At 31.9% G+C, this 16,298-nt stretch carries 14 protein-coding genes; 8 read left to right on the top strand and 6 right to left on the bottom strand.

Features of this window, described 5'->3' with window-relative positions; genetic code table 11:
- Positions 1-48 precede the first annotated feature (48 nt).
- Both HM986_RS15010 and argS read right to left on the bottom strand, forming a co-directional pair.
- A complete protein-coding gene (locus HM986_RS15010; RefSeq protein ID WP_179335891.1) occupies positions 49-1,335 on the bottom strand; it encodes a carboxypeptidase-like regulatory domain-containing protein in 1,287 nt (428 codons plus the stop codon).
- Positions 1,336-1,512: 177 nt separating this feature from the next.
- Positions 1,513-3,291, bottom strand: coding sequence for an arginine--tRNA ligase (argS, locus tag HM986_RS15005; RefSeq protein ID WP_179335890.1), 1,779 nt, complete (start codon positions 3,289-3,291; stop codon positions 1,513-1,515).
- Positions 3,292-3,910: 619 nt separating this feature from the next.
- Between argS and HM986_RS15000 the strand changes: the two genes are divergently transcribed.
- On the top strand, positions 3,911-5,959 hold the full coding sequence (locus HM986_RS15000) for a tetratricopeptide repeat-containing sensor histidine kinase (RefSeq protein ID WP_179335889.1): 2,049 nt from the start codon (positions 3,911-3,913) through the stop codon (positions 5,957-5,959).
- Between the two features lie 70 nt (positions 5,960-6,029).
- Here the strand turns inward: HM986_RS15000 and ctlX are convergent, their stop codons facing one another.
- Both ctlX and HM986_RS14990 read right to left on the bottom strand, forming a co-directional pair.
- The gene (gene ctlX, locus HM986_RS14995; RefSeq protein ID WP_179335888.1) at positions 6,030-6,962 is read right to left on the bottom strand and encodes a citrulline utilization hydrolase CtlX; all 933 of its coding nucleotides are present in this window, start codon (positions 6,960-6,962) and stop codon (positions 6,030-6,032) included.
- Between the two features lie 69 nt (positions 6,963-7,031).
- Positions 7,032-7,400 carry a DUF7793 family protein gene (locus HM986_RS14990; protein ID WP_179335887.1) on the bottom strand — a complete coding sequence of 123 codons (369 nt, stop codon included), beginning with the start codon at positions 7,398-7,400 and terminating at the stop codon, positions 7,032-7,034.
- Between the two features lie 39 nt (positions 7,401-7,439).
- Here HM986_RS14990 and HM986_RS14985 point away from each other — a divergent pair, with 39 nt between their 5' ends.
- The 4 genes from HM986_RS14985 (at position 7,440) to HM986_RS14970 (ending at position 13,191) form a co-directional block, all read left to right on the top strand.
- Positions 7,440-9,197, top strand: a complete 1,758-nt coding sequence (locus HM986_RS14985; protein WP_179335886.1) for a M14 family metallopeptidase — start codon at positions 7,440-7,442, stop codon at positions 9,195-9,197.
- A gap of 456 nt (positions 9,198-9,653) precedes the next feature.
- Positions 9,654-11,099 (top strand): RimK family protein, encoded by a 1,446-nt coding sequence (locus HM986_RS14980; protein ID WP_179335885.1) that lies wholly within the window; start codon positions 9,654-9,656, stop codon positions 11,097-11,099.
- Positions 11,100-11,191: 92 nt separating this feature from the next.
- The gene (locus tag HM986_RS14975) at positions 11,192-12,433 is read left to right on the top strand and encodes a glutamate-cysteine ligase family protein (RefSeq protein WP_179335884.1); all 1,242 of its coding nucleotides are present in this window, start codon (positions 11,192-11,194) and stop codon (positions 12,431-12,433) included.
- Between the two features lie 68 nt (positions 12,434-12,501).
- The gene (locus HM986_RS14970; protein ID WP_179335883.1) at positions 12,502-13,191 is read left to right on the top strand and encodes an N-formylglutamate amidohydrolase; all 690 of its coding nucleotides are present in this window, start codon (positions 12,502-12,504) and stop codon (positions 13,189-13,191) included.
- Positions 13,192-13,237: 46 nt separating this feature from the next.
- Here HM986_RS14970 and HM986_RS14965 read toward each other — a convergent pair whose 3' ends face one another.
- Positions 13,238-13,819, bottom strand: a complete 582-nt coding sequence (locus HM986_RS14965) for an NUDIX hydrolase (RefSeq protein WP_179335882.1) — start codon at positions 13,817-13,819, stop codon at positions 13,238-13,240.
- Positions 13,820-13,939: 120 nt separating this feature from the next.
- Between HM986_RS14965 and pyrE the strand changes: the two genes are divergently transcribed.
- Both pyrE and HM986_RS14955 read left to right on the top strand, forming a co-directional pair.
- Positions 13,940-14,584 (top strand): orotate phosphoribosyltransferase, encoded by a 645-nt coding sequence (pyrE, locus tag HM986_RS14960; protein WP_179335881.1) that lies wholly within the window; start codon positions 13,940-13,942, stop codon positions 14,582-14,584.
- Positions 14,585-14,670: 86 nt separating this feature from the next.
- Positions 14,671-15,066, top strand: a complete 396-nt coding sequence (locus HM986_RS14955; protein ID WP_179335880.1) for an SRPBCC family protein — start codon at positions 14,671-14,673, stop codon at positions 15,064-15,066.
- 31 nt (positions 15,067-15,097) lie between these two features.
- Here HM986_RS14955 and HM986_RS14950 read toward each other — a convergent pair whose 3' ends face one another.
- A complete protein-coding gene (locus tag HM986_RS14950; protein ID WP_179335879.1) occupies positions 15,098-15,829 on the bottom strand; it encodes a biotin--[acetyl-CoA-carboxylase] ligase in 732 nt (243 codons plus the stop codon).
- A gap of 94 nt (positions 15,830-15,923) precedes the next feature.
- Here HM986_RS14950 and rsfS point away from each other — a divergent pair, with 94 nt between their 5' ends.
- Entirely contained in the window at positions 15,924-16,295 is a 372-nt protein-coding gene (gene rsfS / locus HM986_RS14945; RefSeq protein WP_179335878.1) for a ribosome silencing factor, read from the top strand.
- The last annotated feature ends 3 nt before the right edge of the window (positions 16,296-16,298 follow it).

The following is a 16,298-nucleotide window of genomic DNA, read 5'->3' as shown; positions in this document are numbered from 1 at the left end:
AAACCCTGAAATAAAATCAGGGTCATTAAAATTATGTTGCGCTCGGACTTAGCCATTTAGTGTCTTTTTCCTTTCTCTTTCCCTTTCCTTTTCAATACTCTTTCTAATTTTTTCTATAGCAGTTTCAATAGATTTATCTGGTTCTATGAGATTATATTGCCCCCAAAAATTAGGATCTGAAAATCCTGAAATAGCATCAGTAATAATTACGGAAGGGCTTAGTTTATTTTTAATTTTTTTATCTGTATGATTTACCTGCCAATCTGTTACCGCCATTTCACTAGATAAGGTATAAACTTTATTAAAGAGCTGACGTTTTTTATTTACTTTAAATGTGAGACTTAAATTAGAATAGCTGTAATACCACTTATTATTTTTTTGTTTATAATCTACTTTGTAAATCGCTTCTAAAGGATAAACTTCAACATCATTTGGCTTTCTCTTAACCAAAAGATTCTTAGTCTTATCCATATTACTCACATCTAAAAAGTAATTAGCACTTACTAAAACTAGCGATTCTAAGTCAATAAAAAGTTTCCCCCTGTAATTTATAGTAAGATCGTTATTCTTAGCATTAAAATTAACAACAAAAACAGTTCTGTTATTTATCGTTGACGGTTTATCAAAATAAAAATTATATCCATTAATACTTTCCTCCGTAAAAATGTACTCAGGATATTTCATAATATCCAAAAACATTGTAGAAAACGGACCACCTTGCAATTTAACAGAAACAGTATCTAAACGTTTGTAATCAGTGCTTTTTCGAGCTTTACTAAGCTGAATAGCATCCTGTTCTTTAGACGAATTTGGCTGTTTTAAAATATTAACAACAGCTTCGGTAAGCGACACATTTCTATTTCTACGTTTTATGGTTTCTCTATAAAAAGCAGTCATAAAAACAGTTTCTCCACTTACATTTTCGTTCTTACTATTAAACACTTTTCTTATTAAACTTGTAGCATCTTTAAACGCCGCAATATTTACAGTAGACAATGTCGTAACAGACTCAAATAATTCTATCGTATAATTCTTATTGTTTAATTCAGACAATGGCATAACGTAAGTAGTATAGCCCAAAAAAGAAATTATAAGTTTTGAATCTAAATTAGCACTCGGAATTTTTAAGATGAACTGACCTTCAGAATTTGTAATAGTACTAATGTTAGTATTGTTAACGCTAAGACTAGCAGCTTCAATGGTCTTATTAGTTTTACCATCAATCACCTTACCCTGAAACTCCTTAAAACCAGTTTGAGCACTTAAAGAAAAGAGTACAAATAAGAGCAACAGCAGCGTACTTGTGCAACGTTTTAGAATGTAAGATTTTTCCATAACAGTAAGATTTAATGAACATTGGAACCTTACCTAAAATACAAAAAAAAAGAGAATATGCTTCTATTCAATGTGTTAAATTACAAATATCAAATATCATGTTGTGTATTCAGTTCTTAAAACTGACAACAAAATTAATTAAAAGAAGTAACACTGTTAATCGCAAAAATTACAAATCTACATACGTTCGGGCACTTCAATTCCTAAAACCTTAAATGCCTTTTTTATAGTTTGGCTCACTGTTTTGGATAAAGCTACTCTAAAATTCTTTTCTACGTCAGAATCTGCTCCAAGAATAGATACATTCTGGTAAAATGAATTAAAATCTTTTACTAAATCGTAAGTATAATTTGCAATTAATGCAGGACTATGTTGTACTGCTGCATTTTGAATAATCTCAGGGAACAGCTCCAATTGCTTAATGAGTTGCTTTTCTTTATCATGGAGTGACAGCTCTACTGTACTCATCGTTTCATTGTTACTTACATTAGCTTTTCTAAGAATCGACTGAATTCTAGCATATGTATACTGAATAAAAGGACCTGTATTCCCTTGAAAATCGATAGATTCTTTTGGATCGAATAAAATTCGTTTTTTGGGATCTACTTTTAAAATGTAATATTTCAAAGCCCCTAAACCAATCGTTTTGTATAATTCCTTTTTCTCGTCTTCCGAATACTCTTCAAGCTTTCCTAATTCCTTAGAAATTTCTTCGGCCGTATCAGCCATTTCTTTTATTAAGTCATCAGCATCTACAACTGTTCCTTCTCTACTCTTCATCTTTCCGCTCGGTAAATCTACCATACCATAGCTTAAATGGAATAGATTCTTTGCCCAATCGAAACCTAACTTCTTCAAGATTAAGAATAACACTTTAAAATGATAATCTTGTTCGTTACCCACGGTATAAACCATACCACCAACATCTGGATAATCTTTAATTCGTTGAATTGCAGTTCCGATATCTTGCGTCATATACACAGCTGTACCATCTGCTCTAAGTACAATTTTTCTATCTAATCCATCTTCGGTTAAATCGCACCAAACAGAACCATCAGCATCTTGTTCAAAAACGCCCGATTTTAAACCTTCAGCAACAAATTCTTTACCTAGCAAATAAGTGTTACTTTCGTAGTAATATGTATCGAAATCTACACCGATATTTTTATAAGTAACATCGAAACCATCATAAACCCATTGATTCATCTTTTTCCAAAGCGCTACAACGTCTTCATCACCAGCCTCCCATTTTAGTAACATTTGTTGTGCTTCTAACAATAAGGGTGCATTCTTTTTTGCATCTTCTTCTGATTGACCTTGAGCCATTAAATTTGAAATTTCAAATTTATACTCTTGATCAAACTTTACATAATAATTCCCAACAAGTTTATCTCCCTTTAAGTCTTCTGTAGGTGCTTCATCTTGACCAAATTTCTGATAAGCTAACATACTCTTACAAATATGAATACCTCTATCGTTAATAATTTGAGTTTTATAAACTTTCTTTCCTGAAGCTTTTAAAATTTCCGCTACACTATAACCTAAAAGTACATTTCTTACATGTCCCAAATGCAAAGGTTTATTTGTGTTTGGCGAAGAATACTCTACCATAACAGCATTATCATCCTTCTGATTTACAATACCATAAAAATCATTTCCTTTTATAGACAAGAAGAAATCTATGTAATATGAGTCATTAATTTCAATATTTAAAAAGCCTTTAACAACATTAAAACCTTTGACTAAATCTACATTATCTAGTAAATACTGACCTACTTGTTCTCCAATAACAACAGGGTTTCCCTTTACAACACGTAACATTGGGAATACCACAACTGTAACATCTCCTGCAAACTCTTTGCGAGTCGCTTGAAATTCTACTGATTCTAACTCCGCTTTAAACAACGACTTTATCGCTGCTTTTACATGTAATTCTAAAGTCTCTTGAAGGGTCATAATAATGCTTAATTTATGTGTTTTAAAACGCTGGCAAAGATAGGAGTTTTATTAGGTTTCTATATTAACATTATTAGTTAATTATCTAGACTATAGGAAAACGTTTATATTGGTCTTAAGTTTCTGATTAAAATAAATTTTTGAATATCTACTTTTCATTCTCATTACCACTTTTATATCCTGGTTCGAGTAAAAATACGCTAACAAATAATGCTTTTTAATAAATCGAACGCTTGTCTGACATTATTCTAAAAGCCCTTTCCGCATACGAAACACGCAAGACAAGCCATTAATTAACAAGACCTTAACACAATGATGCATTTCGTCGACAAAATGGCATTACTACTGTTAAATTTACCTTTAATCGATAAGCATTTTTTTCGAGAATATTATATTTGTCACTTCAACTAATATTTTGGCATTAAGTCCTAATTATTAGTATATCTGCTTACATAATAGCACTTTTGAAGGGCTATTAATCAATGTCCCAAACATTAATGAGGTTTAATAATCAAACATTAACAACGTTGTTATTGTTTTGTGTTAACTTACTTTTTTCGTCCCTCTCTAAAAGTTTTTCAAACCAAAACAGCGCAATTCGTTTTAACGCTATTTTAAGATGAAACAGTTACTGACACTAGCTGTTTGTCTTATATCGTTTTCTATCTTTTCTCAGACTGAAAAAATAGATGAACTATCAGTAAAAGTAGCGTATAAAAACCCAGACTCTACGAAAGTGGATATGTCTCTTGTGCTCATTAATGAGCTTTATGAGAATAAAAATTATGATAAAGCTTTACTTTATATTAATCAAACCTCAAAACTTTCTGATGAACTAAATTATATTAAAGGAAAGGCAGAAAGTAATTACTTTAGAGCGTTAATCTTTACAGAACGTAATGACTACTTTAATGCTATTGACAACTATATAAAATCTAGAAATTTATATTTAAAAATAAGTGATACTCTCGGTGTTGCTAAAGTAAGCAACAGTATTGGTCTTATTGAAATAAAGAGAGGCAACTATAAGGTTGGTTTACAAAATTCATTATCCGCAATAGATATTTTTGAAAAGAGATATTTAAAAGAAGAATTAAGCTCAGCATATAATAATCTTGCTAAAGCTTATTATAAAACCAATCAAATTGACAAAGCCATAGAGTATAATTTTAAAGCCTTAGAAGTCCGCAAAGAAATTAAAGACAAAGAAGGTATTAAAATCTCTACTAAAAATATTGCCGGACTTTATTCAGAATTGAAAGAACATCGCAAGGCTATAGAATATTATGAAAAAACATTAGATATACTAAATCCAAAAACAGACCAAATTCTGCGAGGTGAAATACTTCCTAAATTGGGTAGTGAATATTTACGCTTTAATGAATATGATAAAGCTTCAGAATACTTAGTAGATGGATTAAAGTACAACAGAGAACAAAAGAATAATGAAGGTATTTTAAGAGCCCTAAATGCGATGGGGAATCTAAGTCTTCAAAATAAGAACTTAAAACAGGCTCAATATCAACTAGACGAAGCTTATTCTATTGCACAGAAAACAAATAATAAAACTGAGCTTTTAAAAAATTATAAACTTCATATTGTTTTAGACTCCACGAGAGGATATTACCAAACAGCCTTCTATTGGCAAAATAAATTTTATTACTTAAAAGACTCTCTTTCTAAAATAGATCAACCTGTATTTCCAACTAATTTAGATCCTTTAGACATCATTAACAACAACACTGTTGAGAATGATAGTTCAGTTAAAGAACCAGAAACTGCCGTATCAACGTCGATTAATAATCCTATTCTTATATATGGTAGTATAGCTGCATTTGCCTTATTATTAAGCCTTTTAATCTATAGTCTGTTAAAAACTAAAGCTCATAAAGACGCCTTAGAAAAACAAAAAGACATCTTATCGGAAGAGAAATTAAGAACAGAAGCCATCCTAGAGCAAACACATCATTTAGAGGAAGTTAACCAAGTTAAAGACAAACTATTTTCTATTGTTTCCCACGACTTAAAAGATTCAATCTCTTCAATTAAAGCTTTCTTAGATCTATTAAATGAAGATAGTATTTCTAAAGATGAATTCTATGAATTGATTCCTGAGCTAAGTGAAAATGCAAATAACGCATCATCACTTTTATTTAATTTATTAAACTGGTCTAAATCGCAAATGCAGAATTTAGAACCAAAACCTGAGCTATTTAATATTCAAGAAGTATTTCATAATAAAATAGCCTTAGTTGAACAAAAAGTTGAAGATAAACACATTGTTCTAATAGATGAATCTCAGAATGATTTTATTTATGCTGATCGTAGCATGGTAGAAATTGTGATTCAGAATTTAATTACAAATGCTGTGAAATTTAGCAGAACAGGTGATGTAATTACTATTTCTAATATTAATGCCAATGGCAAATCTTTAATTTGCATTGAAGACACAGGTGTTGGTATTCCTAAAAGCAACCTAGACAAGCTATTTGCTGCGCATAAAAACTTTACAACTGCTGGTACTAAAAATGAAAAAGGAACAGGTTTAGGGTTATCTATCGCTAAAGATTTAGTAGAATTAAATGACGGCAGAATCTGGGTAGAGAGTACCGAGAATGTTGGAAGTAAATTCTTTGTTGAATTACCTAGGTTAAGATCGAAAGCTTAGTTTAAACAATACAATATTCTAATTTGTTACAACCTAAATTAGAATACCCAAAACCAAAAACTAGTGTGCCTTAGGCTTTTGGTAAGAACACCTCAGCGATCATACAACGAGCACTTCCACCTCCACATGTTTCTATAGTCTCTAACGAACTCGAAATAATAGGACCATGCTTCTCAATACTTGTAACCTGATTTGGTGTTAAGCTCTTGTGTGCAGCCTCGCTCATAATTAAATAAACCTGGCCATCATTGCCTCGCAATTGCAACATATTACCTGCAAAATGATGCATCTGCTTTTCAGTAATCGAAATTATTTCTTTACCATCTTGCCTTAAATGCTTTACAACGCTTTTACGCTCTTTTTTATCATCAATACTATCTAAGCAAATTACTGCGAAGTTTTGAGCAATACACATCATTACGTTAGTATGATAGATCGGTAAGCGTTTTTCTTTTACGGTTTGAAATGCTGTAAAAATTACAGGACTATATTCAAAATCTTCACAAAACTCTATAAATAAATCTTCGTCAGCTCTCGGAGACAATGCACAATATGCCTTTCTATGAACGCGATCTAAAATAACACTTCCTGTACCTTCTAAAAAGATCCCTTCATGCTCCGCTGATGTATAATCAATGATATTTTCAATTTTAAATCCTTCGTCCTCAAGTCTAATAAAAATTTCATCTCTACGCTCACGTCTTCTATTCTCTGCAAACATCGGATATTTTGCGACGTCCCCATTAGCATGAAAACTCACCCAATTATTTGGAAAAACTGAATCTGGAGTGTCATTTACTTTATCATCCTCTTCAACAATGACATTGATACCGACCGCTTTCAGTTTTTGTACAAAAGCATCGAATTCTTCTTGTGCTTTTGCATTGATCTCTGCATTTCTTATATCTAAATCTTCCTGAAAATAATTATTGACAGCTGTTTGCTCGTTCATCCTAAAATTTACAGGACGAATCATCAAAACGGTATTGGTAGTTTGTTGCATTTATTTGCGAATAAAATGGTAAAATGAAATGCAAAGTTATTATTTTTTTATGGCAAAGTAGCTATAAAGTCAGTCATCATTTTCTAGCCAATCAAGAGCATCTTCACGCGTATTAAACATCTTAATATTCCAATCATTATCCCTATTTATATTTATTAAAATATCTGTTGCTAATTTAGACACATAGGCGTGTGTTACCACTGCCATCGCTTTTACTCCATCAATATTAACAATGGATTTCTGAGCATCAAAAGTATAGGTGTAAGAAAATTTTTTATTAATTAATAAAGAAAACGGAGCTTCTAATTTTTCAGTTAGAAATCTATGGTATTCGTCTATCATTTTCATATCCATTACGATACCATCATATATAACAACCTCAGCAAGATTAGCTTTAATAACGGTTATTGTACCAAAGCTAAGTTTATATGTTTTCATGTTAATAAATATAAGTAATTTTAACCAAACTTCTAGACCATGAAAAAACTACTAGTATTAGCCTTATTGTTAGTTGCTTGTAATAAAAAAATCGAAAAACAGGATTCAGAAAAAAAATCTGTTGAAATAGATTTCACCACAGTTTTCGAAAAAAGCGACGGTTTTGAAACTGCCACCTATACTGAAACTATAAATTATTACCAAGACTTAGCTGATAGTTATCCTGAAATTTCAGTCCAAGAAATTGGAGAAACAGATTCGGGTAAACCGTTACATATAGTAACCTTAAACATGAAAGCTTCTGGTGATGACTTTGAAACACTTAGACAAACAAATAGAATTTTATTAGTTAATAATGGTATTCACCCAGGAGAATCAGATGGTATTGATGCAACAATGATGTTATTTAGAGATGTTGTTCAAGGAAAAATAGATGCTCCCAAAAACACAATTGTGGTTACCATCCCAATATATAATATTGGCGGCAGCTTAAATAGAAATTCTACATCTCGAACCAATCAAAATGGACCAAAAGCGTATGGCTTTAGAGGTAACGCTAGAAATTATGATTTGAATCGAGATTTTATTAAAGCCGATACCAAAAACGCCAAAGCTTTTATCAAGATATTCCATTTAGTACAGCCAGATATTTTTATAGACAACCACGTGAGCAATGGAGCTGATTATCAATACACCCTAACACACTTATTTACCCAACATAATAAATTAGGGGGACCATTAGGCGATTTTATACACACTCAGATGAGGCCTTCATTAGAACAAAAACTTGAAGAAAAATCTTGGGACATCACACCTTATGTAAATGTGTTTAACCGCACACCAGATTCAGGATTTACTCAGTTTTTAGATACCCCAAGATATAGCACAGGGTTCACAACGTTGTTTAATACTCTTGGTATGATGATAGAAACACACATGTTAAAACCATATAAGCAACGTGTAGAAGGTACTTACGAATTAATGAAAAGCATGATCGAAATCACAGAAGAACAGGGTGATAAAATTGCAAAACTCCGAAACGAACAAACTAAATTATGGACAGCAGGTGACAGCTATTCTTTAACTTGGGCTATAGATACAAGCCTAAGCTCTACTCTAAAATTTAAAGGTTATGAAGGAGAAATGATTCCAAGTGAATTTACTGGTGCAAAACGTTTAAAATATGATAGATCTAAACCATTTACTAAAGATGTGATATATCATAATTATTTTAAAGCAACTGACTCAATCACCATTCCTACAGCTTACATTATTCCGCAAGGTTGGCATAACGTCATAGATTTATTAAAGCTAAACAACATCGTATTCACACAATTTAAAAATGATACTATATTAACTGTTGAATCTTATAAAATTGGAAGCTATGAAACTCGCACCTCTCCATATGAAGGTCATTATTCACATTATAATACAAACGTAAATACTTCAAATGAAAAGGTAAAATTCCGCAAAGGAGATTATCTCATTTCTACAGACCAAAAAGCTATAAGATACCTATTAGAAACATTAGAACCTTCTGCACCTGATTCCTTTTTTAATTGGAATTTCTTTGATACAGTTCTGCAACAAAAAGAAGGCTTTTCGCCTTATGTTTGGGAAGATAAAGCCGAACAACTTTTAAAGAATAACCCAAAACTAGAAATAGAATACAATATAAAAATCAGCTATGATGAAGATTTTGCTAATAGTTGGTATGCACAGTTAGATTGGCTGCATAAGCAAAGTAAGAATTATGAAAAAGCACATTTACAATATCCTATTTATCGTATAAAATAGACTATGCTATGCTGACCGGGTATTAATAGAACCAGCAGAAAGCAAACTTACCACAAACAATTCAGTTGGGATGCTAAATTGAAAACATACAATATGGCATCAATGATTTAACCTGCAAAAATAACAAAAGACGCGTACCTATAGGTTTAGGTACAATTGAGCAATACATAGAATTTAGAAGACAATCACAAACGAATTGAACGAATTGCAAATGAAAATAACTAAGGTTAATACTTTTTATAACGATAGCCAGATAGAACTTACACATCAAATTTTACTAGAATTTTATATCTCTGATTTGTTTGGTAAATCAATTGCTTAACCACGTAACTAATCATCTATAAGACGGCTAAATAAAGCACCTAACAAAACAAAAAAATATTTTCAACCCTGCGTAAAACCAATCAAAAAATAGTATAATTTTGCTTAAAATTATAATAGCGTAATGCGCTCTAAATGAACAAATACATTGTTGTTAATCAACCTGAAAAATGGAACTTTTCAATTGATAATATAACCGTAATTTCCTCTCAAGATTATCTTACAAATCCTAAGTATTCCTTATTAAAAAATGCACGAATTTTCAATTTATGCAAGGACTACTCATACCAATCTAAAGGCTATTACGTATCACTTTTGGCAGAAGCTAGAGGTCACTTACCAATTCCAACCACAAAAAACATTGTAGATCTTAAAGCTTTAAAACTAGTTAGAATTGTTTCTGATGAGTTTGATGATGTTATTCAACAAAGCTTAAAAAACATTAAGTCGCAAGATTTTACTTTAAGTATTTATTTTGGGCAAAATGTTGCACAGAAATACAAAAACCTGAGCGCTCTTTTTTACAAGCACTTCCAGGTTCCATTTTTGCGCGTAAATTTTAATCATACCACCAAATGGAACATTCAAAGTATTAAGGCGATTTCTGAAGCTGAAATTCCAGGAGAACACGTGCCGAGTGTTCGTGAATTTGCGAACCAGTATTTTGCAAAAAAACGCTATGATACGGCAAAGATCGCTAATCACGATTTTGATCTGGCCATTTTAGTAAATCCAAATGACCCTGCTCCCCCTAGCAATACGAAAGCATTAAAAAAGTTTATAGAAATTGCTGAGAAGATGAATATCTATGCTGAAATTATTGAGCCTAAAGATTTATCGCGACTCTCATCCTTTGATGCGCTGTTTTTAAGACAAAGTACCGAAGTAAATAATGAAGCCTACACCTTTGCTAGGAAAGCTCAACAAGAAGGTATTGCGATAATTGATTATCCTGATGCTATTTTAAAATGCTGTAATAAAGTGTACATGGCAGAAGCTATGAATAATGCCAACATTAGTACACCAAAAACTGTTATTGTACATAGTAACAATCGTAACTCTGTACTAGAACAAACTGGCCTACCTTGTGTATTAAAAGCCCCAGACTCTACATTTTCTTTTGGAGTAAAAAAAGCAAAAACTAAAGAAGAATACAATGCTTTAGTTACCGAAATGTTGAAAGAGTCTGATTTAATCATTGCTCAAGAATTTTGTCCTTCAGATTACGATTGGCGCATTGGCATCATTGACAATAAACCATTTTATGCCTGTAAGTACTATATGGCGAAAGGTCACTGGCAAATTTACAACTGGAAAGCAACTGATAAAAACGACCAAGATGGAGATGCCGATTGTTTACCCATAGAAGACGTACCAAAAAACGTGATTGATATCGCATTAAAATCTGCAAAATTAATGGGACTTGGCCTTTACGGCATTGATATTAAAGTTGTAGATGGCAAATTGATGGTCATAGAAATTAATGATAATCCAAATATTGATTTTGGAGTGGAAGACGCACATTATGGCGATTTGGTTTATACGGAGATTCTTTCAGCATTAAAAAAACGATTAGAATAATCCATAAAACGAGCATGCTAAGCGATTCATCAGTTAATAAACTAATGATTCGCAAATAGCATTATAACGCTAAAAGCATTAGGCATAAAAATATGAAAAAAAAATATCACTTATTCGAAGTTTACGGTATTGAACTCGAATACATGCTTGTTAAAAATGACAATTTTAAAGTTGCTCCACAAGTAGATGAACTGCTTAAATTAAAAGCAGGCAAAATAGTATCAGATATCGAAAATGGCAGCATTGCATGGAGTAACGAACTTGTCGCACATGTTATTGAACTAAAAACCAATGGACCGGCAAAAAGTACAGATGATTTGGCTGATAGATTTCATGCTAACATTATGGAAATCACAGCACTCTTACAACCTTTGGACATAAAGCTTTTAGGTTCAGCATCTCACCCTTTAATGAATCCTAATACAGATACTCAACTTTGGAAACATAGTTATAGTAAAGTATACGCGCTGTACAATACTATTTTCAACTGCAAAGGTCATGGATGGAGTAATGTACAAAGCACTCATATCAATTTACCATTTTATGACGATAAAGAGTTCGAACAACTTCATGCAGCAATCCGTATTTTATTGCCATTGTTGCCAGGACTTTGTGCCAGCTCACCTATTCTAGAAGGTCAAATTACAAGTTTTAAAGACACCCGTTTAGAGTTTTACAAAACCAACCAAAAAGAAATACCCGAATTAACAGGTTTAGTCATTCCTGAGCGCACATTTTCGAAATTAGACTATTATGCAACGATTTTCGAACCGATAAAACGAGCGATTCAACCTTATGATAAAGAAAAGATTTTAGATCAGCACTTTTTAAACTCGCGGGGAGCTATTGCACGTTTTGATCGTAATGCTATTGAGATTCGCTTAATGGATATTCAAGAATGTCCTAAAGCAGATATCGCTATTTGTGCATTGGTTATCGAAGTTTTAAAAGCTTTGGTTAACAAAGAATTCTGTACTCTTAAAGACCAAAAAGCCTGGGTAAAAGAAGATTTATTTATTATTTTAAACGGTGTCATAAAATATGCCGAAAACTCTAAAATTGAAAATCTAGAGTATTTGCGTTTATTCGGAATAGAACGCAGCTCTACCGTTGACATCGTTTGGAAACATTTGTATAGTTCGGTAAAATCCAAGCTACATAAATCACATCATAAGGCTATTGATATAATTTTGAAAGAAGGCACTTTAGCGACAAGGTTATTAAAGGCAATCGGCACTGATACATCGGAAGCCCATATTATTTCAGTTTATAAGGACATGCAGAATTGCTTAAAAACGAATACTTTATTTCAACCGAGAAACATAGATAATTAGATGCAGACACACAATAAAATGATAATAAAGGTGAAGCACATAACTTTAGAAAAGCAATACATAAACAGGTGAAACTTATTTTAACTTGCGAGCATGGAGGAAATGAAATTCCTAAGCTTTACAAAAAACACTTCAACAATACCATAGCCCTTAAAACCCATCGCGGTTACGATTTGGGCGCTTTAGACTTGTTTCAACATTTACAATCGCTGACCGATGCTTTCTATTTTAGTATAACGAGTCGTTTATTGGTGGAGTTAAATCGCTCTTTATTTAGCAAGCACCTTTTTTCCGAATTAAGTAACGACCTATCTAAAAATGAAAAATCTAAAATTCTTAAAACATATTATTTTCCTTACAGAACTAAAATTGAATATAAAATAGCAGAGTTCATTAAGAATAACCAACAAGTTTTACATCTGTCTATACATAGTTTTACCCCAAATTTAAATGGAGACGAACGCAAAGCTGATATTGGATTATTATATGATTCACGTAATAAAAAAGAACAAGAGTTTTGCAAACAATTAAAAGTAGAACTTTTAAAGCACAATCCCAATCTTAACGTAAGGTTTAATTATCCTTACTTAGGCAAAGCGGATGGTTTCACCTCCTTTTTAAGAAAGCAATTTCCAACTAGTTATTTAGGGATTGAGATTGAAGTAAATCAAAAACACAGCAGAAATAATGGGATGTCTTTAAACCTGAAAGAAGCCTTATTTAATGCAATTAAAAGTATGCGACAACATCACTCATAATTGTGCATTGATGCGTCAGATTAACATCTTCGAACCTTAAATTTCTTTACACCAAAATTCGAATATTGGCATAACTATTATCTAAAGCTTTTTGAGATGCTTCAGCGTCTAACCATTCTACCTTAGTAATACCTTCATTTTCTTGCGGAAACAATTCACCTTCAAAATTGGTTTTCATTTCAAACCAATAAGTAACTTTAATTTTGTGTTTACCGTTTCGTTTAAAGATATGATACGTTGTTGGTAACGGCTTGGTTATTTTTAAACCTTCTACACCTGTCTCCTCCTCTACTTCGCGTATAGCAGTTTCTTCTATCGATTCTTTTCGTTCAGCTTTTCCTTTTGGTAAGTCCCATTTATCATTTCTATAGATAAAGAGAATTTCATTTTTAGAATTATAAGCTTTTCCTCCGCCTGCAACAACATTGGGTAAGAGTTTTAAAAACTTTTTGAGCAACTTATCTTCATTTTTATGAATTAAGTGTACGGCTTTTAAATCTGTATTATTTAAGGTTTTTATGACCTTGCCTATATTTACAGATTTTAAAAGAAAGGATTTAAAATCAGTTTCTTTTTCTACCTCAGTAGTTAAAATTATAGGTTTATCACCTACATAAATTGTGTACATCGCTTGCGTTTGTTTCAACTTTCCTTCTGTAAATTTATTATTTTTTATGAGAAACCATTTGAAATGAAATTTATTTTCGTTTAAAATTTTCTAACCTCGAAAATTCATTATTTTTGTATCATGATTTTTAACAAAGATATTGCCAAAAAAACAGCAGAAGTTTTATTGCAAATTAATGCTATAAAATTACAACCCGATGATCCTTTTACTTGGGCTTCTGGCTGGAAATCTCCAATTTATTGCGATAACAGAATTGTGTTATCGTTTCCAACTATTCGAAATTACATTAGAACCACAATTGCACAAAACATTGAAGATCTTTATGGTAAACCCGATGTCATTGCTGGTGTTGCCACAGGTGCAATTGGTATCGGTGCTTTAGTCGCTGAATACTTAAACTTGCCTTTTGTTTATGTGAGACCAGAAGCAAAAAAGCATGGTCGCCAAAATCAAATCGAAGGGTATATTGAGAAAGGACAAACCGTTGTTGTGGTTGAAGATTTAATAAGCACAGGAATGAGTAGTCTTAATGCTGTGCAAGCGTTAAAAGAAGCTGAGGTAAATGTAAAAGGAATGGTTGCCATTTTTTCTTATGGATTTGATGTCGCTAAAAATAATTTTGACGACGCCAATGTTCAATTACACACTCTTGGTAATTATGAAAACTTATTAGAACAAGCTGTTGAAACCTTTTATATTACAAAAGACCAACAAGACATTTTAGCTCAATGGAATGCCAATCCTAGCGAATGGAACGCTAATTGATATAATATATAGTAAGATTGTTGAACTATTTAGCTGAGAAGTTAAAACTTAGCAACAATAAAAAAAAACAATATAAAACAATACTAATGAAATTAGAATCCCCAAAAGTAACCTTAGATAAATCAGCAGAAGAAACTTTTAATTTTCTATCTGATGTTAAAAATTTTGAAAGCTTAATGCCTGAAAACATTAGTAAATTTGAAGTTTTAGAAAATGATAAATTTCTATTTGCATTAAAAGGAATGCCAGAAATCGTATTAAAGAAAAAGGAAGTGATTCCTCATAGTAAAATCGTTTTAGGAGCTGCAGGCGGAAAATTAGACTTTTCTTTAGTTGCAAATATCACAGAGATTGAACCTAACAAAACAGATGTTAAATTAAATTTTGAAGGAGAATTTAACGCTATGATGGGGATGATGATAAAGGGCCCTATCAGTAAATTTATTGAGACTTTAGTCACCAATATGAAAACTGAGGTTTAATACATATTATTATGTAAAACGTTGTTGAAATTTAATACAGCAACTTAATTTCTTTTAGATCAAAAGTTTTAATAATACCGTCTTCCGTCCAAATATTTAATTGGCCGTTTTCGGTAACACCTTGTATAATTCCAGAAAAGCTATCATTTTTGGATGTTCTAAAAGTTGATGGCTTATTTTTTCTAAAAAGGAGACTTTCGTATGCTGTTTTAATTTCTATAAATCGTTTCAATTCTAGTAAATCGAAATGAATCTTTAATTGTTTTAATACCTCCGAAAGCACTTCATCTTTATTATAAATTATTCCTGTTATTAAACTCATAGATGCAGCCTGAGGCAAATTATTGAAGAATTTCTGATTCACATTTAGCCCAAATCCAATAATGGAGCCTTGCAGATTATTGTTTTTTATGACATTTTCTATCAAAATACCACACAATTTAGTGTCTGCTGACAAAATGTCGTTAGGCCATTTAATGCGTAATTTTGGTATTTTAAACGTTTCTAAAGCTTTAATAAGCGCTAAAGAAACAGCCATACTGATATAAAACTGTTCTGTAATACTAAAAAAAGGTAGTCTTTTAAACACACTCGCTGTAAGGTTCTTACCATCCTCAGCTTTCCATTTCGCTCCCATTTGCCCTCTACCTTTAGTCTGCAATTCGGCAGCCACAACGGTATAATCTTTTGGTAAAGCCACAGCAGACAAATCTTTTAGATACGTATTTGTAGAGTCAATGGCATTAAGTTTGATTATATACATTTCATAGGTAATTTTATTTTATAGTTTTCTTATGACATTAAGCGCATACAAGAACTAAAAAAATAATAACTTTGCACAAAATTAATACAATTTAATGAAGAAAGATAAAATCCCTACAGACCAACTCATTACATCAATTATTGGTGGCATTGAAGATGTTAAAGGAAAAGAGATAACACTATTAGATTTAAGAGAAATAGAAAATACGGTTTGTGATTATTTTATTATCTGCGAAGGTACTTCAAACACACAGGTAAACGCAATCGTTGGCTCCATACAGAAACAAGTTAGCAAAACACTTAAAGATAAACCTTGGCACATTGAAGGCACTGAAAATGCTGAATGGATTCTAATGGATTATGTTAATGTTGTGGTGCATGTATTTCAAAAACACATAAGAGAATACTACGATATAGAGGAGCTTTGGGGCGATGCAAAAATAACCCAAATAGAAACCAGTTACTAAAAA

It is taken from the genome of Winogradskyella costae (assembly GCF_013403865.1).
Classification (GTDB): Bacteria; Bacteroidota; Bacteroidia; order Flavobacteriales; family Flavobacteriaceae; genus Winogradskyella; species Winogradskyella costae.
Note: the sequence above shows the minus strand (reverse complement) of the source record. Positions and strands in the feature narration are given on the sequence as shown.

Excerpts from the sequence above, each read along its gene's own strand:
- HM986_RS15010 (WP_179335891.1), bottom strand. The coding sequence starts at position 1,335 with ATGGAAAAATCTTACATTCTAAAACGTTGCACAAGTACGCTGCTGTTG.
- HM986_RS15000 (WP_179335889.1), top strand. The coding sequence starts at position 3,911 with ATGAAACAGTTACTGACACTAGCTGTTTGTCTTATATCGTTTTCTATC.
- HM986_RS14980 (WP_179335885.1), top strand. The coding sequence starts at position 9,654 with ATGAACAAATACATTGTTGTTAATCAACCTGAAAAATGGAACTTTTCA.
- HM986_RS14990 (WP_179335887.1), bottom strand. The coding sequence starts at position 7,400 with ATGAAAACATATAAACTTAGCTTTGGTACAATAACCGTTATTAAAGCT.
- HM986_RS14985 (WP_179335886.1), top strand. The coding sequence starts at position 7,440 with ATGAAAAAACTACTAGTATTAGCCTTATTGTTAGTTGCTTGTAATAAA.
- HM986_RS14965 (WP_179335882.1), bottom strand. The coding sequence starts at position 13,819 with ATGTACACAATTTATGTAGGTGATAAACCTATAATTTTAACTACTGAG.
- HM986_RS14975 (WP_179335884.1), top strand. The coding sequence starts at position 11,192 with ATGAAAAAAAAATATCACTTATTCGAAGTTTACGGTATTGAACTCGAA.
- HM986_RS14950 (WP_179335879.1), bottom strand. The coding sequence starts at position 15,829 with ATGTATATAATCAAACTTAATGCCATTGACTCTACAAATACGTATCTA.
- argS (WP_179335890.1), bottom strand. The coding sequence starts at position 3,291 with ATGACCCTTCAAGAGACTTTAGAATTACATGTAAAAGCAGCGATAAAG.
- ctlX (WP_179335888.1), bottom strand. The coding sequence starts at position 6,962 with ATGCAACAAACTACCAATACCGTTTTGATGATTCGTCCTGTAAATTTT.
- HM986_RS14955 (WP_179335880.1), top strand. The coding sequence starts at position 14,671 with ATGAAATTAGAATCCCCAAAAGTAACCTTAGATAAATCAGCAGAAGAA.
- rsfS (WP_179335878.1), top strand. The coding sequence starts at position 15,924 with ATGAAGAAAGATAAAATCCCTACAGACCAACTCATTACATCAATTATT.
- pyrE (WP_179335881.1), top strand. The coding sequence starts at position 13,940 with ATGATTTTTAACAAAGATATTGCCAAAAAAACAGCAGAAGTTTTATTG.